This window comes from Enterobacter sp. 2VL (assembly GCF_005503595.1).
Lineage (GTDB): Bacteria > Pseudomonadota > Gammaproteobacteria > Enterobacterales > Enterobacteriaceae > Enterobacter > Enterobacter cancerogenus.
Genome location: NZ_SCNE01000005.1, coordinates 142229 through 163600, shown reverse-complemented (window position 1 = coordinate 163600; position 21372 = coordinate 142229). Strand labels below are relative to the sequence as shown.

Sequence of the window (21372 nt, the reverse complement as noted above, 5' to 3'; positions counted from 1 at the left end):
TCCAGTGAGGGCGTATCGTAGCGGTCGGTGCGACGCAGATAAACGCGACAAAGCGCGATATACTGTCAAAAATATTTTGACAGTGAAAAGGCTCAGCATGTTGAATTTGCAGCGCACGGCGATGTTTGTGGCGGTGGTCGAGAGCGGAAGCTTCACTGCTGCCGCTGACGCCCTGGGGCTAACGAAAGCGGTTGTCAGTTTTAATATTCGCCAGCTTGAAGATGAGCTGGCCGTCACGCTGTTGCTGCGTTCCACCCGTAGTCTGCGCCTGACCGAAGCCGGGGAGCTGTTCTATCAGCGAAGCCTGGCGTTGCTTAAAAATGCGGAGAGTCTCGCGGATGATGTGCGCGCCAACCATGCCGGGCTGACGGGGGAACTGCGCATTACCAGCACCCCGGAATATGGGGCGAAAGTGGTGGTGCCCCTGCTGGCCGAATTTAGCCTCCTGCACCCGGAGCTCCGTGTGCGGCTGGTGTCATCCTCGCTGCACAGGGATCTTATTTCAGAACGTTTTGATGTCGCCATCCGGCTCGGGACGCTAGCAGATTCGCGCTATCACGCCGCGCTGATTTCGCAATTTGCCATCCTGCCCGTGGCGTCGCCGGCGTGGCTGCACGCCCATCCCGTGGATTCGCCAGAGGCACTGGCGCAGGCCGAATGGATCATTCATGAACGTCTCGCTTCACCGCTGCGCTGGCAGCTGCGTAAAGCGGACGGTGAAAGTGTTGTGCTGGAGATAAAAAAAGCCCCGCGCTTATACGCCGACAGCGCGCAGGCGCTGATGGCCTTTGCCCTGGCCGGCAGCGGTGTGGCGCTGTTGCCCGCGTGGCTGGTACAAAACGCGCTCGATACCGGGCAACTGGTCCCGGTGTTGCCGGAATACACTTTTGCGCAGCAGGGCATCTATGCTGTCTATCCTGATGCCCAGCATGTTTCGGCGAAGGTGCGCACGTTTATTGATTTTATGCGCGCCCGGGTGAACTAGTTGTGCATCATTTTTTTGATCAGCGCCGAGAATTGCTCCCGTTCTTCCCTGCTGAGGCGGCCTAAAAACGCCTCATCCACATCATTCCCGACGGGCTGACAGCGCGCGAGCAGCGCCTCGCCTTCCGGCGTTAAAAAGACAAAGCGGCGACGCTTGTCGGCAGGATCGTGCTCGCGTTTTACCAGACCCCGGGACTCCATGCGGCTCAGCATCTCCGCCAGCGTCGCTTTGGTGCTCACGGCCACTTCGGTTAAGGCCACCTGCTCAATCCCCGGATGCTCGGCAATCGAACGCAACACCGCATACTGTGGCTTGGTCAGTTCCGGGAGGGCATGCTGCCACTGGGCGGTATGCTGCTGAAAAAGCTGACGTAACAGGTGAAACGCCTCTTGTCTTAGGTCCATGAACACTCCGACGAAAAAATTCTCCCCCTATGATAGCCCTGTTTGCCCGCGATTTTAACGCGTCATTTTTTAGCAATTAATGTGATCGTGTGCGAACGATCTTGCCAGAAAGCCAATCCGGGAGTAGCGTAAGCATTATGTTCGTATGCGAACAAATGGTTGCGAGGTGATAAATGAGACTGATTGTTGGGATGACGGGGGCGACGGGTGCTCCACTGGGCGTGGCGCTGCTCAAGGCGCTGCGTGAGATGCCGCACGTAGAGACGCATCTGGTGATGTCGAAGTGGGCGAAGACGACGATAGAGCTGGAAACCCCCTATACCGCGCAGGACGTCGCCGCACTGGCAGACGTCGTGCACAGCCCGGCGGATCAAGCCGCCACCATCTCCTCAGGCTCGTTTCGTACCGACGGCATGATCGTCATCCCGTGCAGCATGAAAACACTGGCCGGGATCCGCGCGGGCTACGCCGAAGGGCTGGTCGGACGCGCGGCAGACGTGGTGCTGAAAGAGGGGCGCAAGCTGGTGCTGGTCCCGCGCGAGACGCCGCTCAGCACTATCCACCTTGAGAACATGCTCGCGCTTTCCCGCATGGGCGTCGCAATGGTCCCGCCCATGCCGGCGTATTACAACCACCCGCAGACCGCTGATGACATCACCCAGCATATTGTGACCCGCGTGCTTGACCAGTTTGGTCTGGAGCACAAAAAGGCCCGCCGCTGGAACGGTCTGCAGGAGGCGAAACACGTTTCACAGGAGAATAAAAATGGCATTTGATGATTTGAGAAGCTTCCTGCAGGCGCTCGATGAGCAAGGGCAACTGCTGAAAATAGAGGAAGAGGTTAACGCCGAACCGGATCTGGCGGCGGCCGCCAACGCCACCGGGCGCATCGGGGACGGCGCGCCCGCGCTGTGGTTCGATAACATTCGTGGCTTTACCGATGCCCGCGTGGCGATGAACACCATCGGCTCGTGGCAGAACCACGCCATTTCGCTGGGGCTTCCCCCCAACACGCCGGTGAAAAAGCAGATCGACGAATTTATCCGTCGCTGGGATAACTTCCCGGTTGCACCGGAGCGCCGCGCCAGCCCGCCCTGGGCCGAGAACACGGTGGACGGTAAAGACATTAACCTGTTCGATATTCTGCCGCTGTTTCGTCTGAACGACGGCGACGGGGGATTCTACCTGGATAAAGCCTGCGTGGTGTCACGCGATCCCCTCGACCCGGACCACTTCGGTAAACAGAACGTCGGCATTTATCGCATGGAAGTGAAGGGCAAGCGCAAGCTGGGGCTGCAGCCGGTGCCGATGCACGATATCGCGCTGCATCTGCATAAGGCGGAGGAGCGCGGCGAAGATCTGCCGATTGCGATCACCCTCGGCAACGATCCGATCATCACCCTGATGGGCGCCACGCCGCTGAAGTACGATCAGTCCGAGTACGAAATGGCGGGCGCACTGCGCGAAAGCCCGTACCCGATCGCCACCGCACCGCTGACCGGCTTTGACGTGCCGTGGGGCTCTGAAGTGATCCTCGAAGGGGTCATTGAAGGCCGCAAGCGCGAAATCGAAGGACCGTTCGGGGAGTTCACCGGCCACTACTCCGGTGGCCGCAATATGACGGTAGTGCGCATTGATAAAGTCTCTTACCGCACCAAACCGATTTTCGAATCTCTTTACCTCGGCATGCCGTGGACAGAGATTGACTATCTGATGGGCCCGGCGACCTGTGTGCCGCTCTATCAGCAACTCAAGGCGGAGTTCCCGGAAGTGCAGGCGGTGAACGCCATGTACACCCACGGCCTGCTGGCGATTATCTCTACCAAAAAACGCTACGGCGGCTTTGCCCGCGCGGTCGGATTACGCGCCATGACCACGCCGCACGGCCTCGGCTACGTGAAGATGGTCATTATGGTCGATGAAGACGTCGATCCGTTTAACCTGCCGCAGGTGATGTGGGCGCTGTCATCCAAGGTCAATCCGGCGGGCGATCTGGTGCAACTGCCGAATATGTCGGTGCTTGAACTCGACCCTGGCTCCAGCCCGGCGGGGATCACCGACAAGCTGATTATTGATGCCACCACCCCCGTCGCGCCGGATAACCGCGGCCACTATAGCCAGCCGGTACGGGATCTGCCTGAAACCAAAGCCTGGGCTGAGAAACTGACCGCGATGCTGGCCGCGCGCCAATAAGGAGGAAATGATGATTTGTCCACGTTGTGCCGATGAGCATATCGAAGTGATGGCGACATCGCCGGTGAAAGATGTCTGGACCGTTTACCAGTGCCAGCACTGCCTGTATACCTGGCGCGATACCGAACCCCTGCGCCGCACCAGTCGCGAGCATTATCCCGAAGCGTTCCGTATGACGCAGAAGGATATTGACGACGCGCCGCAGGTGCCGACGATCCCGCCGTTGTTGTAAAAATAAGCCCGGAGGCGTAACCGCTTACCGGGCTTGTAGGTTTTGTAGGCCGGGTAAGGCGAAGCCGCCACCCGGCAATAAAAACCGAGAACTAAACCAGATTCTTCAACCGATAAATCCACTCCAGCGCCTGGCGTGGCGTCAGGGAATCCGGATCGAGGTTCTCCAGCGCTTCAACAGCCGGAGAGGTCTCTTCCGCAGGCACCAACAGCGACATCTGCGTGCCATCAATCTGCGTTGCCGCAGCATTCGGTGACAGGCTTTCCAGCTCACGCAGCTTCTGACGCGCGCGCTTAATCACCTCTTTTGGCACACCTGCCAACGCCGCAACCGCCAGACCGTAGCTCTTGCTTGCTGCGCCATCCTGCACTGAGTGCATAAACGCAATGGTGTCCCCGTGCTCCAGCGCATCAAGGTGGACGTTTGCTACGCCTTCCATCTTTTCCGGCAACTGCGTCAGCTCGAAGTAGTGGGTGGCAAACAGCGTCATCGCCTTGATTTTATTCGCCAGACTTTCGGCACACGCCCACGCCAGCGACAGTCCGTCATAGGTGGAGGTTCCGCGCCCAACTTCATCCATCAGCACCAGGCTATGTTCCGTCGCGTTATGCAGAATGTTGGCGGTTTCGGTCATCTCCACCATGAAGGTTGAACGACCGCTTGCCAGATCGTCCGCCGCGCCCACGCGGGTAAAGATGCGGTCTATTGGGCCAATCTCGACGTGCTGCGCCGGGACATAGCTGCCAATGTAGGCGAGCAGCGCAATCAGTGCCGTCTGGCGCATATAGGTGCTTTTACCGCCCATGTTCGGACCGGTAATGATCAGCATTCTTCTCTGCGGCGACAGGTTCAGCGGGTTAGCGATGAACGGTTCGTTCAGCACCTGCTCCACCACCGGGTGGCGGCCTTCGGTAATGCGAATGCCCGGTTTGTCGATGAAGGTCGGGCAGGTGTAGTTCAGCGTTTCCGCACGCTCTGCCAGGTTAACCAGTACATCCAGCTCTGCCAGCGCGCCCGCGCTGAGCTGCAGGTCGCCGAGATGCGGCATGAGCATGTCGAACAGTTCGTCATACAGCTGCTTTTCCAGCGCCAGCGCTTTGCCTTTCGAGGTGAGAACTTTATCTTCGTACTCTTTCAGCTCAGGAATAATGTAGCGCTCGGCGTTTTTCAACGTCTGGCGACGTACATAGTGGATAGGGGCCAGGTGGCTCTGCCCACGGCTGATCTGAATGAAGTAGCCGTGTACCGCGTTGTAGCCGACCTTCAGGGTATCAAGGCCCAGGCGTTCGCGCTCGCGGATCTCCAGCTTGTCGAGATAGTCCGTTGCACCGTCAGCCAGCGCGCGCCATTCGTCCAGCTCCTCGTTGTAGCCCGGCGCAATGACCCCGCCGTCGCGCACCAGAACCGGCGGCGCATCGATAATGGCGCGCTCAAGCAGCTCGCGCAGCTCGGTAAATTCGCCCATCGTTTCACGGAGTTTCTGAACGGGTGCACTGTCAATGTCGCTTAACTGAGCACGCAGTTCCGGTAACTGCTGGAAAGCATGGCGCATACGCGCAAGATCGCGGGGGCGGGCGGTACGCAATGCCAGACGGGCAAGGATACGCTCAAGATCGCCCACCTGGCGCAGGACGGGCTGAAGCTCGGTGTAGCGATCCTGCAACGCGGCAATCGTCTGCTGGCGGCAGACAAGCGTATGGGTATCGCGAATGGGCATATGCAGCCAGCGTTTCAGCATACGGCTGCCCATCGGCGTCACCGTATTGTCCAGCACCGAGGCGAGGGTGTTGTCGACGCCGCCCGCCAGGTTCTGGGTGATCTCAAGGTTACGGCGCGTTGCCGCGTCCATGATGATACTGTCCTGCTGGCGTTCCATCGTAATCGAACGGATGTGCGGCAGGGCGGTACGCTGGGTGTCTTTGACGTACTGCAGCAGACAGCCTGCGGCGCACAGGCCGCGCGGTGCATTCTCAACGCCAAAGCCAATCAGGTCGCGGGTGCCAAACTGCAGATTCAGCTGCTGGCGCGCGGTATCAATTTCGAATTCCCACAGCGGGCGGCGGCGTAAGCCGCGACGACCTTCAATCAGCGAGGTCTCTGCAAAGTCTTCGGCGTACAGCAACTCCGCAGGGTTTGTGCGCTGCAGCTCGGCCGCCATGGTTTCACGGTCGGCGGGCTCGCTCAGGCGGAAACGACCGGAACTGATGTCCAGCGTCGCGTAGCCAAACCCTTTGCCATCCTGCCAGAGGGCCGCCAGCAGGTTATCCTGGCGCTCCTGGAGCAGGGCTTCGTCACTGATGGTGCCCGGCGTGACGATGCGCACAACCTTGCGCTCAACCGGGCCTTTCGAGGTGGCCGGATCGCCAATTTGCTCGCAGATCGCGACGGATTCACCCTGGTTCACCAGCTTCGCAAGGTAGTTTTCCACGGCATGGTGCGGGATACCCGCCATCGGAATCGGCTCGCCTGCCGATGCGCCACGTTTGGTCAGCGAAATGTCGAGCAACTGCGATGCACGTTTGGCATCGTCATAAAACAGCTCGTAGAAATCGCCCATACGGTAAAACAGCAGGATTTCCGGATGCTGCGCTTTCAGCTTCAGATACTGCTGCATCATCGGCGTATGTGCGTCGAAATTGTCGATTGTGCTCATGGAGTTATGATATCCATTTCTTTGATAATAATGGTCTTTACGCGGCTCGTTGGCCGTAGGTTTCCTCTATTGTCGCATGAAAAAATGGCGCGGCGCAGAAAAAAGTCGCGACTTTACGAGGCGCCTTCCTGCATCAGTTCGATGATGATTTTCCCGTGCGCCACGCCCACCCGAACCTGCGAATGGGTGGTAAATCCGGCTTTTTCCAGCCAGTCGCCTTTAAGGCTGAGGGCGGCATGGACGCTATAGCGCGTCGGGATTTTAGTTCGGCGATCCTCGTGGCGCTTTCTGAAATAGCCCACTTTTAAATGGCGATAGGGTTGGGTGATGACGATCTCTGGCATACGGCCTCCGAAAAAGTTGGGCAACGGGCGTTCTCATTGCCTGTATAAAATACCAGTGTTTGACCCGTCTGGCCGCTTTAATACTGGAAGGCGTCTTCAGAAAATAAAATGCAACGACTGAAAAACGACGCGCAAAGAGGTATTATGGATGCACTTTATATGAGGTCATTGTCCATGTCCGGTAAACGTATCGCACGAGAGAAAGAGACGATCGCCAAAATGATCGCGTTGTTTGAGAAGCAGTGCCCGCAGGCTTCTCAGGAAGAGGGGCACTATCAGGCGCTCAGGGCGTATGCCGATAAGCGTCTGGACAAGTGTGTTTTTGGGGAAGACAAGCCCGCCTGTAAACAGTGTCCGGTACACTGCTACCAGCCTGCAAAGCGTGAAGAGATGAAGCAGATAATGCGCTGGGCCGGCCCGCGCATGTTATGGCGTCACCCCATCCTGACCGTTCGTCATCTGATTGATGATCGTCGTCCGGTGCCGGAATTACCGGAAAAGTATCGCCCGAAAAAGTGAGTCGTTCAGCGTCTTAGCGGCCGGCAAATCACGTTCAGGGCCAGTGCGCTGCATAACGGGAAGAGGGCCAGCAGCAGCCAGGGGTAAATCGCCTGGGGTGAGGGCACCAGCGCGCGATCCAGCAGACTGCCAAACAACAAATTTCCTGCCAGTACCGCAATGCCTCCGGCAGTGGAGAGTGCGCCGTAGTGCGCCCCCAACGTGGACTCCTCAGCAAACCGCGGAATGAGATCTTTAGCCGAGGGTACCAGCAGCATCTGTCCCAGCGTCAGCAGCGTAACCAGTGAGACTGACGGCAGTAGCCGCCACCAGCCCTCCGGCGGTTCAGTCGCCGCAAACATCGCCACGCTCGCAAAGGCGGCAGACAGCAGCAAAAAGCCTACCGGCAGGATCCTCACCGCGCCCACGCGGCGGGCGAAGCGTGCCAGCGGCAGCTGTAGAGTAATGATCAACACGGAGGCGAGCATAAAAAGCGGGCCGAGATCTTTCTCGTTACCGCCAGACCGCTGGATTTCCACCGGCAGCGCCAGATAAAGCTGGTTGTAGCTTAACAGCCACGAGCTATAGGCAATGATAAAGGCGACGAAACGAGGCTGGCGGAACGTTGTCCACCAGGGCTGTATTTTCAGCGTTTGTGAACGGTGATCAGAAGCAGGGAGGCAGAAGTAGAGCACCACTAACGCAACAATAAACACCCCGGCACCTGCCAGCGCCACCTGGCGGAAGCCAAGCCCCGTCAGCAGGGCACCAGCAACCGGGCCCAGTACCGCGCCGAGTTCCCCGCATACCGCAAACAGCGCAAACCACTCCGCCCGGCTCCGTTTCCCTTTCGCCTCACTGTGCGTGCCCGCTTTTGCCAGCAACGCCTCAATAGAAGGGGAGAATAATGCGCCGCCGACGCCCGTCAGGCAGGCTCCCAGAATGATTGGCCACAGAGTTCCCCCGAAGGCCAGCAGCAGATAACCCGAAACACGCACAATACAGCCGCTCAGGATGACCACTTTCGCGCCAAACCGGTCTGAGAGTGCGCCCCCAACGATAAACATCCCCTGCTGTGAGAAGGTGCGCAGACCCAGAATCAGCCCGATAAGCCCGCCGGAAAGCAGCATGTCGTCGCGCAGGAATATCGCAAGGAAGGGAACAACGGCGTAAAAGCCAATGTTAAAAACAAACTGGCTACCCAGTAAAACGGGCGGCCAGAGCGTGGTGACAGGGCGAAGGGGCATTGTGGTTTACTCGCCCCTACACGATAAAGTGAATGTGCTTTTTGCCATGGAACGGCGATATCTCAATTTTGGTTTTGACTCTGAAGACATCCCAGAGCAACGACTCGGATAAAATGTCCTGCGGGGTTCCCGTCGCCACAATTTGCCCTTTCTGCATCACAATCAGCGAGTCACAGAACATTGAGGCGTGGTTGAGATCGTGGATGGCGACAATACTGGTCACGGGTAATTCGCTGATTAAATGCATCAGCTGTATCTGATGATGAATGTCCAGGTGGTTGGTGGGTTCATCCAGCAGGATTTCCGTCGGGGTCTGGGCCAGCGCACGGGCGATGTGAACGCGCTGACGCTCTCCGCCGGACAGGCTCAGCCAGCCCTGGTCGCTTTTGTCCAGCATATCCACACGTTGCAGGGCCGCGGTGACGGTGTCGTCATCCTGCTTGCTCCAGTTAGAAAAAGGGGAGTGGTGCGGAATACGCCCGAGCTTTACCACGTCGCACACGCGCATGTTGGCGTCGGTCATCCCGTGCTGCTCAACGAATGCGACCCGGCGGGCGAGTTGCTTTTTGGCGATGCGGGAAATGTCCTGTCCGTCCAGGGTCACGCTGCCCGCATCCGGGCGACGCAGTCCCGCCAGAATACGCAACAGAGACGACTTTCCGCAGCCGTTTGGGCCCAGCAGCCCAACGGTTTCCCCCCGGGAAACCTTCAGTGACACGTCATTGACGATAGCTTTTTTACCGACCTTCCAGGTGATATTTTCAGCGCAGATACTCATCACTTATTCCTTGAACGGTAGATAATCACGGCAAAGAAAGGCACACCGACCAGGGCGGTCACTACGCCGACGGGCAGGCTTTGCGGCGCAATCAGCATGCGCGAGGCAATGTCTGCCAGCACCATCAGGATCGCCCCGGCCAGCGCGCTGGCAATCAGCAGGGTGCGATGCAGCGGCCCGAACAGGAAACGCATGACGTGCGGAACCACCAGCCCTACAAAGCCGATAGAGCCCGCCATGCTGACGATCGTCGCGGTGATCAGTGCGGTCGTGATAAATAACGCCAGGCGCACCCAGGGAACGGCAATACCCAGCGATGCGGCTGCGTCGTCACCGAACGTAAAGGCATCCAGCGCCCGGGAATAGTAGAGGCAAACGGCTAACCCTGTCAGGACGACAACCAGCACCAGCTGGAATTCAGGCCAGCGTACGCCGCTGAAACTGCCCAGCAGCCAGAACATCACATCCCGCGCCTGCTGTGCGCTGGCAGACGTACTGATGGTGTAGGCGGTAATGGCGTTGAACAGCTGAGAGGCTGCCACGCCTGCCAAAATGGTGCGTTCATTGCCGCCGCGCGCGCCGTTCGTCAGAAAGGCGACAAATGCAAACGCGGCGAATGCCCCCGCGAAGGCGCCCGCTGAGAGCGAAACGGCCCCGGTCCCCACTCCCAGCACCACGACGGAAACCGCGCCCGTTGACGCGCCGGCAGAGATGCCCAGCACGTAGGGCTCCGCCAGGGCGTTCTTCAGCAGGCTCTGCAATACGGCACCGCAAATGGCTAACCCCGCACCACAGCAGGCTGCGACCAGCGCACGGCTCAGGCGGAAGTCCCAGATTACGCTCTCATAGATGCGGTTGAGCGGAACCTCGGTGAGCCCCATTCTGTTGCTGATGGCGTAAAACACGTTATTCAGCGGGATGGACAGCTCACCGACGCTGACGCCGAGGGCGATCACCAGAAACAACACTACAACGGCAAGCAGAGCAGACGTGGTCAGGAACAGGCCCTGGCGGGCCTGAAGTACAGCGGCTGTCATCAGTTCAGCCCCAGTTTTCTGAGCTGCTCACCCACCTGTTCAGCACCGTAAATCGTACGGATCGTCGGGTTCATCGCCTGGCCGTCCATCACCACGATATGGCCTTTTTTGACGGCATCAAGCTGGCTGACGGCAGGATCGGTTTTCAGGAATTTGATTTTTTCTTCCGCGTTATCCAGCGCCCAGCGGTTGCGATCCAGGCTGGAAACCACAATCACATCCGGATTAGCGGCAATAATGCTTTCCCAGCCCACGGTGGGCCATTCGGTTTCAGAGGTGATGGCGTTGTGCCCGCCCAGCACGTTAGCAATAAAACCGGAGGCGCTGTTTTTACCGCCGACATAGGCATCAGCCGAAGGAGAGGAGCTTGAGAACCAGAAAACAAAGGAGAGGTCTTTTTTGTTTTTACCAAACTCCTGGCGCAGGTCAGCTTCACGTTTTTTGAAATCGGCAATCACCGCCTGGCCGCGATCTTCCACGTTAAAGATTTTGGCAAAATCCTCAATCTCTTTATAGAGATAGGTCATGTCCCACAGCTTCTGGCGGCTGCCGTACATATCACCTGCGGCTTTTTTGGTGGCGCACATGCCCGGTGACACGTAGCTGTTCACACCGACCGTGGCCAAATCTTCACGTTTCGCCACCTTACTTTCAGGCCCAAGTAACAGGGGAAGCTGCGCAGGCACAAAATCAGGGTTTTGCGAAAGGATGGATTCAAGGGTCGGGATTTCTACCGTCAGGGTTTTGATTTTTGCGTTCTGTTTAGCCAGCTGCGGCAACACTTTGGTTGGCCAGAAGGCGCTGGCCTTCACCTTATCTTCCAGGCCGAGCAGGAGCAAAATTTCGACGGTATTCTGACCCAGGGCCACCACGCGTTCCGGCGCTTTGGTGAAGGTCTCTTTATAACCACAGTTTTCAATGGTCAGAGGATATGTGGTTGCCAGAGCAGAACTGACCGACGCAAACGCCAGGCCCAACGCGCAGATGACCTTTTTCATTAAACGCTACCCTTCATTAATATTATTTTTTGATGCAAATGAAACTCATTATTAAGGCGGAATTTTATACAGAGGAAAGGATTTTGTGTCAATGAGGGACAATTGCGCAGGGTGACGAAAGGCGGTGTCAGAGTAACACCGCCTGAGTGCGGACTTACATCAGGTTCTCTTTATCAATCCCGAGGCGCTTCATGCGCGACAGCAGGGTGGTGCGTTTTAACCCTAAACGCTGGGCTGCACCTTTCGGCCCGGCGACCACACCGTTGGTCTCTTTCAGCACGCGCAGAATAAGGTGGTATTCATCTTCTCCCTCTTTCGCCATCTCGGCTGCGCTCACAGTCGTTTCAGGCAGAGAAACCTCCGGCAGGGAGAGTTGCAGCACGTTGCCGCGCGTGAGCAGCACCGCTCGCTCAATGACGTTTTCCAGTTCGCGGACGTTACCCGGCCACTCCATCGCCGAGAGCGTGCGGAGCGTCTCTGCCGGAATGCTGTCGATGTTGCGCCCCATCCGCCGCGCAATTTTGGCGGTAAAGGCTTTCACCAGCAGAGGGATATCTTCCGGGCGTTCGCGCAGCGGGGGCAGGCAGATCGGGAAGACGTTCAGGCGATAGTAGAGATCGCTTCTGAATTCGCGGTCGGCGACCATTTTTTTAAGATCCCGGTTGGTGGCGGCAATCAGCCGCACGTCCGTCTGGATAAGCTTGTTGCTGCCGAGGCGCTCAAACTCCTGCTCCTGCAACACACGCAGCAGCTTAGGCTGCAATTCCAGCGGCATATCGCCCACTTCGTCGAGGAACAGCGAGCTTTTATCTGCCAGCTCAAACCGGCCCAGCCGCTGGCTGCTGGCCCCGGTAAAGGCGCCGCGCTCATGACCGAAGAGGTCACTTTCCAGCAGACCCGCAGGCATGGCAGCGCAGTTCATCTTCACCATCCGGCGGCTGTTGCGGTTGCTTAAGTTGTGGATCGCCCGGGCGATCAGCTCTTTCCCGGTACCCGTCTCGCCCAGAATCAGCACCGTGCTGTCGCTCTGCGCCACCATCTCAACCTGCTTGAGGATGCTGTACATCGCATCACTGCGGCCAATGATTTCGCCAAACTCGCTGTCCACGTTATTGAGCTGCTCGGTCAGGGCAAGGTTCTCATCCACCAGCCGCTCCTTCAGGCGGTGGATCTCCTGATAGGCGAGGGCGTTATCCAGGGCAATGGAGATACGTTCGGCAATCTGGCGCAGCAGCTTGAGGTTGGCGGTGGTAAATACGCCCTCATCGCACTGCGCCAGCTTCAGCACGCCAAGCATGGTATTGCCCGACATCAACGGCAGCAGGCACAGCGTCTGGATTTTATTGCCCCAGGTGTTAAACAGCATCCGCTCGTAGGGGGCCAGCACGTCACGCTCGTGCAGGTTGAGCAGCAGGATCTCTTTACTTTTGAACACCCGCTCGGACAGGGTGCCCGCTTCGTCCACTTCGCTCTGCTCGTGCGCCGGGTTGGCCTCATCCAGATAGTGCGTGGAGTAAATGTTGAGTTTTCCCTTACGATTGCCCCGAAGCGCAATGCTGATGGCGTCGATTTTGAAGTAATGATGGATCTCTTTTGAGACCTCGCTGACCAGCTCGTCCATGTCCAGGCGCGACAGCACGGCGTTGGTGATCGCCACCAGAATACGGAAGTTGTCGCGCTCGCGGCTCAGCAGATCGTAATCCACATTATTGTTGACGCGGCTCTGGATCTGCTCCGCCACCACGCCGACAATCTGGGTAAAGGTGTGCAGACGCTCATATTCCGCCTCGCTCCACGGCTGGTCGGTAGTGCGCAGAAACTCGCAGCCGCCAAAAATATGGCCTTCCACCGCCAGAGGGAGCATGCAGTAATGGCCGAAAGGCTGATAGATATTGCTATCCGCCAGCATCGGCCAGGCCTGGCGGAACTCTTCAGCGCTGCAGTGCAGGATTTCAGGACGGGAAAGAATACGCCGCACCGGGCCGTGGGCGAGGTAGGTTTCATCCTCATATTCAAAGACTTTGCCGTTATCACGCGTTGAGTAGTAGCTCGCCCGCTGGGTCCCGCTGTGCCAGAGCACGATAGCGGCGCTGTCCGCAAGCGCTGATTGCCTGACCAGCCGCGTCAGGGTATCGCTCAGCGAGCCTAAATCGGGCTGCTGTAAAAGAGTGCGTGTGATGTCAAACAGGCCCTGCTGTCCAAGATCGCTCATCGGTGTATACGGCATTATTGCTTTCCAATAGAAACTGGCAAAAAAGAGAACGTCAGCGCTGACCGCTTATGGCGCGGTTCTAGCAAATTCGGGGTAACGGTTCGGCGTGCGGCAGATCCAGCGTGCGCTTCACGCCGTAAAGCCCGGTCAAACGCACCCCTTTGCGTTCAACCACTTCACCAATAATGGCGGCCTCTTTCCCTAACGGATGGGCGCGCAGTTCTGCCAGTACCGCGTCGGCAGCCTGGCGTTCAACGCCAATCGCCAGCTTGCCTTCATTGGCAAAGTTTAGCGGATCGAGCCCCAGCAGCTCGCAAAGCCCGCGCACGGCAGGCTTAACGGGCAGGCTGCGCTCGTTCAGTTCAATTCCACAGCCGCAGCGTGCGGCGAACTCGTGCATCACGGCATTAACGCCGCCCCGGGTGGCGTCGCGCAGGGCTTTCACCCCAGGTAGGGTGCGCAGCCTCTGGATAAGGGGCGTCAGCACCGCGCAGTCGCTGCGAAGCTCACCGTCCAGCCCCAGACCTTCGCGCAGGTTAAGGATAGTCGCCCCGTGGCAGCCCAGCGTGCCGGTGACTAACAGCACGTCGCCCACGGCAAGCTGCTGTGCGCCCCAGTGAATATCCGCCGGGATCGCCCCCATTCCTGCCGTATTGATGAACAGTTTATCCGCCGCGCCGCGCTGCACGACCTTGGTATCGCCAGTGACGATAGCGATCCCCGCCTCGCGCGCGGTCTGCGCCATGCTGGCGACAACCGTTTTGAGCGTCTCCATCGGCAGCCCCTCTTCGAGGATAAACCCGCAGGAGAGGTAGCGTGGCACCGCGCCACTGACGGCCACATCATTGGCGGTACCGCAAACAGCCAGTTTGCCGATATCTCCGCCGGGGAAGAACAGCGGATCGATGACATAGCTGTCGGTGGAGAACGCCAGCCTGTCGCCCTGGGCGGTAAGCGTGGAGAGCGCAATGCGCGCCTGATCCTCCTGCTCGGCCAGCCAGGGGTTGTTAAAGGCGTCCATAAACAGCTGATTGATGAGCTGCTGCATCGCCTGTCCGCCGCTGCCGTGCGCCATTTCCACGGTCTTCATGCTTCACTCTCCTGATTGCGATACTGATACCACGCGGCGCAGGCCCCTTCGGAAGAGACCATCAGCGCACCGAATGCGGTTTGCGGGTTACAGGTGCTGCCAAATAACGGGCACTGATGAGGTTTGCATTTGCCGGTGAGCACCTCGCCGCAGCGGGCATCAGGATCGTCGCACACCTGCTGTGGCTGCGGGCGGAAATGCGCCTCGGCATCGAAGGAACGATACGGCGGCGTCAGGTGTACGCCGGATTCAGCAATCAGCCCCAGCCCGCGCCATTCACTGTTGCCTTCCACCCTGAACACCTCGCGAATGGCCAGCTGCGCATGCACATTCCCCTCGTCCGGCACCACGCGGCGATACTGATTTTCGACGACGCTCAGAGCCGCTATTTTCTGCTCAACCAGCATGGTCACGCCTTGTAGTAGATCAAGTGGTTCGAAACCAGCTACCACTAATGGGCGATGGTACTCCCCGGCGATAAAACCATACGCCTCAGTACCGATCACCATGCTGACATGGCCCGGCGCGAGAAAAGCATCAATACCGTTGTCCGGCTCTTCAAGCAGGCTGCGAAGGGTGGGAATAAGCGTTATGTGCTGACAGAAAACGTAAAAATTGCCGATGTTGCGGGCTTTCACCTGCTGGAGTGTGATGGCCGTTGCGGGCATAGTGGTTTCAAAACCCAGCCCAAAAAAAACCACTTTTCGCGTCGGATTGTCGGCCGCCAGCTTCAGCGCATCCATTGGTGAGTAAACGATGCGGATATCCGCGCCGCGCGCTCTGGCCTGCAGCAGCGAGCCATTTTTGCCCGGCACGCGCATCGCATCGCCGAAGGTGCAGAAGATCACCTCCGGATGGCGGGCAATCTCAAGGCAGCTGTCGATACGCCCCATCGGCAACACGCACACCGGGCAGCCGGGGCCGTGAATGAATTCGATGTTTTCCGGCAGCAGTTGGTCAAGGCCAAACTTAAAGATAGCGTGGGTGTGTCCACCGCAGACTTCCATGATGCGTAACGGTTTTTCGGCGGTGTACTCAAGTAATAATGCGCGGGATTGCAGATGGTCAATCAGCTGCATCACCTGTTCAGGGGCACGGTATTCATCAACGTAGCGCATAGATTACCGTTCCTCGCCGTACAGCAGTGCGCCCACATCCGGCTCCACGTCAAACATGTTTTGCAGCGCGTCGAGCGTATCCCGGGCCTCCGCTTCGTTAATGACGCTCATCGCAAAGCCAACGTGAACCAGCACCCACTGACCAAGCCGTGATGCGCCGGTGTCATCGGTGCTGCCCACCAGCGTCAGGTCGACATCGCGCAGAATACCGCACACGTCCACTTTGGCCTGATTGCCGTCAATGGCGTGAATTTGTCCGGGTACGCCTATGCACATCGTTCACGCTCCAGCCAGTTCAGCCAGTGTTCCATGCCCTCGCCGCGCGTGGCGGAGACCAGCAGGATCTCAATATCCGGATTCACTTCCCGGGCACAGGCCAGGCATTTCTCCACGTCGAAGTTGAGGTAAGGCAGTAAATCCACTTTGTTTAGCAGCATCAGCGAGGCGGCGGCAAACATATGCGGATATTTCAGCGGTTTGTCCTCCCCTTCGGTGACGGAGAGCACGGCCACCTTATGCCGCTCGCCCAGGTCGAAGCTCGCCGGACAGACCAGGTTTCCGACATTCTCGATAAACAGAATGCCGTTATCCGCCAGCGGCAGACGCGGCGCGGCGTCTGCAATCATCTGCGCATCAAGGTGGCAGCCTTTACCGGTATTAACCTGAATGGCGGGCGTGCCGGTTTCACGAATGCGCGCCGCGTCATTCACCGTCTGCTGATCGCCCTCTATTACCGCACAGGATACGCGCGCATTCAGGCGTTTAAGGGTTTCGGTAAGCAGCGTGGTTTTGCCGGAGCCGGGGCTGGAGACCAGATTCAGCACCAGCTGGTTACGCGCATCAAAGCGGGCGCGGTTGCAGGCTGCGAGCTTGTTATTTTTGTCGAGCACGTTGATCTCCACCTCCAGCATCTGGCGCTGGCTGATGCCCGGAGCATGGGTGCCGGCTGCGCCGTGTCCGTAGTGCAAATCGCCCTCAACGGACCGTTTCGGCGTGAAGGTGACCCCGGTGAATGCCGCCGCCGGGCGCGGCGCAGGGGAAAAGGGGGCTGAGCGAAACGCGGAGTGGGGACGGTGTTCATCCCCTTCAATATACAGGTTGCCTTCAGCGCAACCGCAGGTACTGCACATACGTTACTCCTTCTCAATTTCGAGGCGTTGGATCTGCATGCCGTCATCCGCCACGATGCGCAGCCCCGCACACTGGCAGAGCGGGCAGCGCTGAACCTTTGATGACAGCAGGGTGACGTACTGCTGGCACTGGTCGCACCAGCACTCCGCCTGCTGCTCCTCAATGTGAAGTTCGCAGCCTTCCGCCAGCGTGCCGCGACACACCAGCTCAAAGCAGAAGGTGAGGGCACTGGTTTCGACGCAGGAAAATGCGCCGACTTTCAGCCAGACGCCCGTCACGCGTTTGGCGTGGTTGTGTACTGCCTGCTGTTCGATAAGTTCCAGAGCCCGCTGGCAGAGGGTGATTTCGTGCATGACGCCTCCTCAATGAATTGACCCTGTAATGCAATAACAGTGCCAGCTTGATTTCCCTTAAGGGGTGACGATGTCAACGCTGTCGAAATGACACGTCGACACCGACGATGTGACAGGGCAGTCCAGATTAAAGCCTATGTAAATCAATACATTAAAAACTGGCATGGAATCTGCTTAATAGCCGAAATCTTCACTAACCGGATGCGTTTTATGACTATTTGGGAAATCAGCGAAAAAGCCGATTACATCGCACGGCGTCATCAGCAGCTGCAGGAGCAATGGCACCAGTACTGCAACTCTCTGATTCAGGGCATTACCCTGTCGAAAGCCCGTCTTCACCACGCCATGAGCTGTGCGGCGCAGGGGGATATGCGCTTTGTCCTCTTCGGCCATTTCACGATTTTCGTCACCCTGGCGAACACCTTTAACAGCCACACCATTGAGTACTACGTCGAAACAAAAGCGGGCGAAAAACAACGGATTGCACAGGCGCAGCTGATGTCCGACGGCATGATCGATGGTCACGTCTCCAACCGCGATCGCCAGCAGGTGCTGGAGCACTATCTGGAAAAAATCGAGCCGGTATACAACGGCCTGTACGCAGCGGTTGAACATGACCTGCCGGTCAACCTGAAACAGCTGGTGGCGGCAACGACGCCAACGCACGTTGCCTGATCCCCGAGTGTCGAGAAGTGTCGAGAAGACATCTTTTCGTCAAAAATGACCATCACCAGAGGATTGCCCGGTGAACCGTTTTGTAATTGCTGACTCGACGGTCTGTATTGGCTGTCGAACCTGTGAAGCGGCGTGTTCGGAAACGCACCGCCTGCATGGGCTGCAGTCCATGCCGCGCCTGCGCGTCATGCGTAATGAAAAAGAGTCTGCCCCGCAGCTCTGCCACCACTGTGAAGATGCCCCGTGCGCGGGCGTCTGCCCGGTCAACGCCATTACCCGCGTTGAGGGGGCCGTGCAGCTGAACGAAAGCCTGTGCGTGAGCTGCAAGCTGTGCGGCATCGCCTGCCCGTTCGGCGCGATTGAGTTTTCCGGCAGTCGCCCGCTGCATATCCCGGCGAATGCCAACTCGCCCAAAGCGCCGCCTGCGCCTCCCGCGCCGGCACGCGTAAGCACGCTGCTGGACTGGGTGCCCGGCGTGCGCGCCGTCGCGGTGAAGTGCGACCTGTGCAGCTTTGATGAGCAAGGCCCGGCCTGCGTACGCACCTGCCCGACCAACGCGCTGATTCTGGTCAACATCCGCGACATCGCCCGCACCAGCAGGCGTAAACGCGAGCTGACCATTAACACCGACGTGGGCGATCTTTCTCTGCTGCAGGCATTTAATGAGGGGGCACAATGAACGCCGTGACGATGATGAACACCGGCGTAGCAGTCTTTGCTGCTGCGGCCATACTGGCGACGATCTTCTCCTTCTCTACAGCGTTCAGCGGCTGGATTGCCGGTATCGGCGGGGCCGTTGGCAGCGTGCTGACGCTGGGCGCGGGCGGCGTGGTGCTGCTCGGCGGCGGGCGCATTCACACGGTGATGCCGTTTGTCCATCACGCGGTGCAGGTCACGCCGCTGAACGCGATCTGGCTTATCACGTTCGGCCTGTGCGGGCTGTTTATCAGCGTGTTTAATATTGACTGGCACCGCCATCCGAACGCCAGCGCCAACGGGCTGCTGGTGAATCTGCTGATGGCGACGGCGGTCTGTGCGGTTACCGCCAGTAACCTTGCGGCGCTGGTGATGATGGCGGAAATCATGGCCCTGTGCGGCGTGTTCCTGACGGGCTGCACCGCCTCCGGCAAGCTGTGGTTCGCGCTGGGCCGCCTCGGTACGCTGCTGCTGGCGCTGGCCTGCTGGCTGGTGTGGCAGCGTTTCGGCACGCTGGACTTCGCTGCGCTCGACGGCCAGACGTTGGGCAACGACGTCTGGCTGCTGGGCGTGGTGGGCTTTGGTCTGCTGGCGGGCATTATCCCGCTGCACGGTTGGGTGCCGCAGGCGCATGCCAACGCCTCTGCGCCCGCTGCCGCGCTGTTCTCGACGGTGGTGATGAAAGTTGGTCTGTTCGGCATTCTGACGCTGACGCTGACGAGCGGCCAACCGCCGCTGTGGTGGGGCGTGGTGCTGCTGTTAGCCGGGATGATCACCGCGTTCGTCGGCGGGCTTTACGCGCTGATGGAGCACAACATTCAGCGTCTGCTGGCGTACCACACCCTGGAGAACATCGGCATTATCCTGCTCGGCCTTGGCGCGGGCGTCACCGGGCTGGCGCTCAGCCAACCGGCGCTGATTGCCGCCGGGTTTATCGGCGGGCTCTACCATCTTATCAACCACAGCCTGTTTAAAAGCACCCTGTTCCTCGGGGCGGGCAGCGTCTGGTTCCGCACCGGTCATCGCGATATCGAAAAGCTCGGTGGGATCGGTAAAAAAATGCCGGTCATTTCGCTCGCCATGCTGGTGGGGCTGATGGCGATGGCCGCGCTGCCGCCGCTGAACGGATTTGCCGGAGAGTGGGTGATTTATCAGTCCTTCTTCGCGCTCGGTCAGAGCGAGGCGTTTATCGCACGGTTGCTGGGGCCGCTGCTGGCCGTTGGGCTGGCGATCACCGGCGCGCTGGCGGTGATGTGTATGGCGAAAGTCTACGGCGTCACCTTCCTCGGTGCGCCGCGCACGTGTGAAGCGGAAACCGCCCGCGCTGCGCCCGTGCTGATGACGATAAGCGTCGTTGCCCTCGCGCTGTGCTGTATTGCGGGCGGGGTCGCTGCCCCGTGGCTGATCCCGCTGCTGGGAAGCGTTATTCCGCTGCCGCTTGCGACGGCGCACACCGGGGTTTCCCAACCGATGATCGCGCTGCTGCTGATTGCCTCTCCGCTGCTGCCGTTTGTGCTGATGCTGTTCTTCAGGCGTGACCGCCTTGGTTCCCGCGCGCGCGGCGCAGCCTGGGCCTGCGGCTATGAGCATGAGCAGTCGATGGTGATCACCGCGCATGGTTTTGCCATGCCGGTGAAAGAGAACTTTTCCGCCGTGCTGAAGCTGCGCCACTGGCTAAACCCGGCAGGACGAGTGCCTGGCTGGCAGAGCGCCGCCGCGCCTGCGCTGTTCCGCCGACTGGCGGTTATCGAGCTGGCGGTGCTGGTAGTGATTGTGATTTCACGAGGAGCCTGACATGAGTCTGTTTCTGGCAATACTTCAGGCGCTGGTGTTATTCGCCGTCGCGCCTTTGCTCTCCGGGATAAGCCGTGTGGCGCGCGCCCGGATGCACAACCGTCGCGGGCCTGGCGTGCTGCAGGAGTACCGCGATCTGTTCAAACTGCTTGCGCGTCAAAGCGTGGCCCCGGACGCCGCAGGCTGGGTGTTCCGCCTGACGCCCTTTGTGATGGTGGGCGTGATGCTGACCATCGCGACCGCGCTGCCGGTGGTGACCGTGGGGTCGCCGCTGCCGGCGCTGGGCGATCTGATCACCCTGATCTACCTCTTTGCCATCGCGCGCTTTTTCTTCGCGATTGCGGGTCTCGACACCGGTAGCCCGTTTACCGGTATCGGTGCCAGCCGTGAAGCCATGCTCGGCGTACTGGTGGAGCCGATCCTGCTGCTCGGGCTGTGGGTCGCCGCGCAGGTCGCCGGATCAACCCACCTCAGCTTAATCACCGATACCGTTTATCACTGGCCGGTTGCCCGCACCATTCCGCTGGTCCTGGCGCTCTGCGCCTGCGCGTTCGCCACCTTTATTGAGATGGGCAAACTGCCTTTTGACCTCGCGGAAGCGGAGCAGGAGCTGCAGGAGGGGCCGCTCACCGAATACAGCGGCTACGGCTTTGCGGTACTGAAGTGGGGCATCAGCCTTAAGCAACTGGTGGTGCTGCAGATGTTCGTTGGCGTCTTCTTCCCGTGGGGGCAGATGACGCATTTCACCGCTGGCGGCCTGGTGCTGGCCGTGGTGATTGCGGCGTTCAAACTGCTGGTTGGCGTGCTGGTGATTGCCCTGTTTGAAAACAGCATGGCGCGCCTGCGCTTTGCGGCGACGTCGCGTATCACGTGGGCCGGTTTTGGTTTTGCATTTTTAGCTTTCGTCTCCTTGCTGGTGGCGTGATTTAAGAGA

General features: G+C 59.0%; 22 protein-coding genes. 9 read left to right on the top strand and 13 right to left on the bottom strand.

The window, feature by feature from the left end:
* Window positions 1-97 precede the first annotated feature (97 nt).
* Window positions 98-985: a LysR family transcriptional regulator gene (locus tag FFS28_RS13970; RefSeq protein WP_137849848.1), complete on the top strand. Its 888-nt coding sequence runs from the start codon at window positions 98-100 to the stop codon at window positions 983-985.
* Here the strand turns inward: FFS28_RS13970 and FFS28_RS13965 are convergent.
* Window positions 982-1389 (bottom strand): MarR family winged helix-turn-helix transcriptional regulator, encoded by a 408-nt coding sequence (locus FFS28_RS13965; RefSeq protein ID WP_058608523.1) that lies wholly within the window; start codon window positions 1387-1389, stop codon window positions 982-984. The genes FFS28_RS13970 and FFS28_RS13965 overlap by 4 nt on opposite strands.
* A gap of 173 nt (window positions 1390-1562) precedes the next feature.
* On the opposite strand from FFS28_RS13965, the gene FFS28_RS13960 reads away from it, so the two are divergent.
* The 3 genes from FFS28_RS13960 to FFS28_RS13950 are packed head-to-tail and all read left to right on the top strand — an operon-like array spanning window position 1563 to window position 3814.
* Window positions 1563-2165 carry a non-oxidative hydroxyarylic acid decarboxylases subunit B gene (locus tag FFS28_RS13960; protein WP_137849847.1) on the top strand — a complete coding sequence of 201 codons (603 nt, stop codon included), beginning with the start codon at window positions 1563-1565 and terminating at the stop codon, window positions 2163-2165.
* Complete coding sequence (locus tag FFS28_RS13955; protein ID WP_137849846.1) at window positions 2155-3582, top strand: non-oxidative hydroxyarylic acid decarboxylases subunit C; 1428 nt, start codon at window positions 2155-2157, stop codon at window positions 3580-3582. Before FFS28_RS13960 ends, FFS28_RS13955 begins: the two co-directional genes overlap by 11 nt.
* A gap of 10 nt (window positions 3583-3592) precedes the next feature.
* Window positions 3593-3814, top strand: a complete 222-nt coding sequence (locus tag FFS28_RS13950; protein ID WP_014071539.1) for a non-oxidative hydroxyarylic acid decarboxylases subunit D — start codon at window positions 3593-3595, stop codon at window positions 3812-3814.
* A 91-nt stretch (window positions 3815-3905) separates the two neighbouring features.
* Here FFS28_RS13950 and mutS read toward each other — a convergent pair whose 3' ends face one another.
* Window positions 3906-6467, bottom strand: coding sequence for a DNA mismatch repair protein MutS (mutS, locus tag FFS28_RS13945; RefSeq protein WP_137272767.1), 2562 nt, complete (start codon window positions 6465-6467; stop codon window positions 3906-3908).
* A gap of 113 nt (window positions 6468-6580) precedes the next feature.
* Window positions 6581-6811: a SymE family type I addiction module toxin gene (locus FFS28_RS13940; RefSeq protein WP_006178214.1), complete on the bottom strand. Its 231-nt coding sequence runs from the start codon at window positions 6809-6811 to the stop codon at window positions 6581-6583.
* A 174-nt stretch (window positions 6812-6985) separates the two neighbouring features.
* Here FFS28_RS13940 and FFS28_RS13935 point away from each other — a divergent pair, with 174 nt between their 5' ends.
* The gene (locus FFS28_RS13935; protein WP_171007414.1) at window positions 6986-7330 is read left to right on the top strand and encodes a nitrous oxide-stimulated promoter family protein; all 345 of its coding nucleotides are present in this window, start codon (window positions 6986-6988) and stop codon (window positions 7328-7330) included.
* Window positions 7331-7335: 5 nt separating this feature from the next.
* Here FFS28_RS13935 and FFS28_RS13930 read toward each other — a convergent pair whose 3' ends face one another.
* The 10 genes from FFS28_RS13930 to hypA form a co-directional block, all read right to left on the bottom strand.
* Window positions 7336-8556 (bottom strand): MDR family MFS transporter, encoded by a 1221-nt coding sequence (locus tag FFS28_RS13930; RefSeq protein WP_137849845.1) that lies wholly within the window; start codon window positions 8554-8556, stop codon window positions 7336-7338.
* Window positions 8557-8572: 16 nt separating this feature from the next.
* Entirely contained in the window at window positions 8573-9334 is a 762-nt protein-coding gene (eitC, locus tag FFS28_RS13925; RefSeq protein ID WP_137849844.1) for a siderophore ABC transporter ATP-binding protein EitC, read from the bottom strand.
* Window positions 9334-10371, bottom strand: coding sequence for a FecCD family ABC transporter permease (locus tag FFS28_RS13920; protein WP_137849843.1), 1038 nt, complete (start codon window positions 10369-10371; stop codon window positions 9334-9336). Before FFS28_RS13920 ends, eitC begins: the two co-directional genes overlap by 1 nt.
* Window positions 10371-11369 (bottom strand): siderophore ABC transporter substrate-binding protein EitA, encoded by a 999-nt coding sequence (gene eitA, locus FFS28_RS13915; RefSeq protein ID WP_006178205.1) that lies wholly within the window; start codon window positions 11367-11369, stop codon window positions 10371-10373. The genes FFS28_RS13920 and eitA overlap by 1 nt, the downstream gene beginning before the upstream one ends.
* A 154-nt stretch (window positions 11370-11523) precedes the next feature.
* Window positions 11524-13596, bottom strand: coding sequence for a formate hydrogenlyase transcriptional activator FlhA (gene flhA, locus FFS28_RS13910; protein WP_042321802.1), 2073 nt, complete (start codon window positions 13594-13596; stop codon window positions 11524-11526).
* A 64-nt stretch (window positions 13597-13660) separates the two neighbouring features.
* A complete protein-coding gene (gene hypE / locus FFS28_RS13905) occupies window positions 13661-14671 on the bottom strand; it encodes a hydrogenase expression/formation protein HypE (protein ID WP_137849842.1) in 1011 nt (336 codons plus the stop codon).
* Window positions 14668-15789, bottom strand: a complete 1122-nt coding sequence (hypD, locus tag FFS28_RS13900; protein ID WP_137849841.1) for a hydrogenase formation protein HypD — start codon at window positions 15787-15789, stop codon at window positions 14668-14670. Before hypD ends, hypE begins: the two co-directional genes overlap by 4 nt.
* A 3-nt stretch (window positions 15790-15792) precedes the next feature.
* The gene (locus FFS28_RS13895) at window positions 15793-16065 is read right to left on the bottom strand and encodes a HypC/HybG/HupF family hydrogenase formation chaperone (protein WP_088208645.1); all 273 of its coding nucleotides are present in this window, start codon (window positions 16063-16065) and stop codon (window positions 15793-15795) included.
* Window positions 16056-16919, bottom strand: coding sequence for a hydrogenase nickel incorporation protein HypB (gene hypB, locus FFS28_RS13890; RefSeq protein WP_137849840.1), 864 nt, complete (start codon window positions 16917-16919; stop codon window positions 16056-16058). The genes FFS28_RS13895 and hypB overlap by 10 nt, the downstream gene beginning before the upstream one ends.
* 3 nt (window positions 16920-16922) lie before the next feature.
* Complete coding sequence (gene hypA / locus FFS28_RS13885) at window positions 16923-17273, bottom strand: hydrogenase maturation nickel metallochaperone HypA (RefSeq protein WP_137849839.1); 351 nt, start codon at window positions 17271-17273, stop codon at window positions 16923-16925.
* Between the two features lie 210 nt (window positions 17274-17483).
* Between hypA and hycA the strand changes: the two genes are divergently transcribed.
* The 4 genes from hycA (at window position 17484) to FFS28_RS13865 (ending at window position 21363) form a co-directional block, all read left to right on the top strand.
* The gene (hycA, locus tag FFS28_RS13880; protein ID WP_088208686.1) at window positions 17484-17948 is read left to right on the top strand and encodes a formate hydrogenlyase regulator HycA; all 465 of its coding nucleotides are present in this window, start codon (window positions 17484-17486) and stop codon (window positions 17946-17948) included.
* Window positions 17949-18018: 70 nt separating this feature from the next.
* Window positions 18019-18627, top strand: coding sequence for a 4Fe-4S dicluster domain-containing protein (locus FFS28_RS13875; protein ID WP_006178192.1), 609 nt, complete (start codon window positions 18019-18021; stop codon window positions 18625-18627).
* Window positions 18624-20438 (top strand): formate hydrogenlyase subunit 3, encoded by a 1815-nt coding sequence (gene hycC, locus FFS28_RS13870; protein WP_137849838.1) that lies wholly within the window; start codon window positions 18624-18626, stop codon window positions 20436-20438. Before FFS28_RS13875 ends, hycC begins: the two co-directional genes overlap by 4 nt.
* Before the next feature lies 1 nt (window position 20439).
* Window positions 20440-21363 (top strand): respiratory chain complex I subunit 1 family protein, encoded by a 924-nt coding sequence (locus tag FFS28_RS13865; RefSeq protein ID WP_137849837.1) that lies wholly within the window; start codon window positions 20440-20442, stop codon window positions 21361-21363.
* Window positions 21364-21372 lie beyond the last annotated feature (9 nt).

What these genes read in the sequence shown, in the direction of transcription:
- hycC (WP_137849838.1), top strand. Translation starts at nt 18,624, where the DNA reads ATGAACGCCGTGACGATGATGAACACCGGCGTAGCAGTCTTTGCTGCT.
- eitC (WP_137849844.1), bottom strand. Translation starts at nt 9,334, where the DNA reads ATGAGTATCTGCGCTGAAAATATCACCTGGAAGGTCGGTAAAAAAGCT.
- FFS28_RS13965 (WP_058608523.1), bottom strand. Translation starts at nt 1,389, where the DNA reads ATGGACCTAAGACAAGAGGCGTTTCACCTGTTACGTCAGCTTTTTCAG.
- FFS28_RS13930 (WP_137849845.1), bottom strand. Translation starts at nt 8,556, where the DNA reads ATGCCCCTTCGCCCTGTCACCACGCTCTGGCCGCCCGTTTTACTGGGT.
- hypA (WP_137849839.1), bottom strand. Translation starts at nt 17,273, where the DNA reads ATGCACGAAATCACCCTCTGCCAGCGGGCTCTGGAACTTATCGAACAG.
- FFS28_RS13970 (WP_137849848.1), top strand. Translation starts at nt 98, where the DNA reads ATGTTGAATTTGCAGCGCACGGCGATGTTTGTGGCGGTGGTCGAGAGC.
- FFS28_RS13895 (WP_088208645.1), bottom strand. Translation starts at nt 16,065, where the DNA reads ATGTGCATAGGCGTACCCGGACAAATTCACGCCATTGACGGCAATCAG.
- FFS28_RS13865 (WP_137849837.1), top strand. Translation starts at nt 20,440, where the DNA reads ATGAGTCTGTTTCTGGCAATACTTCAGGCGCTGGTGTTATTCGCCGTC.
- FFS28_RS13950 (WP_014071539.1), top strand. Translation starts at nt 3,593, where the DNA reads ATGATTTGTCCACGTTGTGCCGATGAGCATATCGAAGTGATGGCGACA.
- hycA (WP_088208686.1), top strand. Translation starts at nt 17,484, where the DNA reads ATGACTATTTGGGAAATCAGCGAAAAAGCCGATTACATCGCACGGCGT.
- FFS28_RS13935 (WP_171007414.1), top strand. Translation starts at nt 6,986, where the DNA reads ATGTCCGGTAAACGTATCGCACGAGAGAAAGAGACGATCGCCAAAATG.
- hypB (WP_137849840.1), bottom strand. Translation starts at nt 16,919, where the DNA reads ATGTGCAGTACCTGCGGTTGCGCTGAAGGCAACCTGTATATTGAAGGG.
- mutS (WP_137272767.1), bottom strand. Translation starts at nt 6,467, where the DNA reads ATGAGCACAATCGACAATTTCGACGCACATACGCCGATGATGCAGCAG.
- hypD (WP_137849841.1), bottom strand. Translation starts at nt 15,789, where the DNA reads ATGCGCTACGTTGATGAATACCGTGCCCCTGAACAGGTGATGCAGCTG.
- FFS28_RS13920 (WP_137849843.1), bottom strand. Translation starts at nt 10,371, where the DNA reads ATGACAGCCGCTGTACTTCAGGCCCGCCAGGGCCTGTTCCTGACCACG.
- FFS28_RS13955 (WP_137849846.1), top strand. Translation starts at nt 2,155, where the DNA reads ATGGCATTTGATGATTTGAGAAGCTTCCTGCAGGCGCTCGATGAGCAA.
- hypE (WP_137849842.1), bottom strand. Translation starts at nt 14,671, where the DNA reads ATGAAGACCGTGGAAATGGCGCACGGCAGCGGCGGACAGGCGATGCAG.
- FFS28_RS13940 (WP_006178214.1), bottom strand. Translation starts at nt 6,811, where the DNA reads ATGCCAGAGATCGTCATCACCCAACCCTATCGCCATTTAAAAGTGGGC.
- eitA (WP_006178205.1), bottom strand. Translation starts at nt 11,369, where the DNA reads ATGAAAAAGGTCATCTGCGCGTTGGGCCTGGCGTTTGCGTCGGTCAGT.
- FFS28_RS13960 (WP_137849847.1), top strand. Translation starts at nt 1,563, where the DNA reads ATGAGACTGATTGTTGGGATGACGGGGGCGACGGGTGCTCCACTGGGC.
- flhA (WP_042321802.1), bottom strand. Translation starts at nt 13,596, where the DNA reads ATGCCGTATACACCGATGAGCGATCTTGGACAGCAGGGCCTGTTTGAC.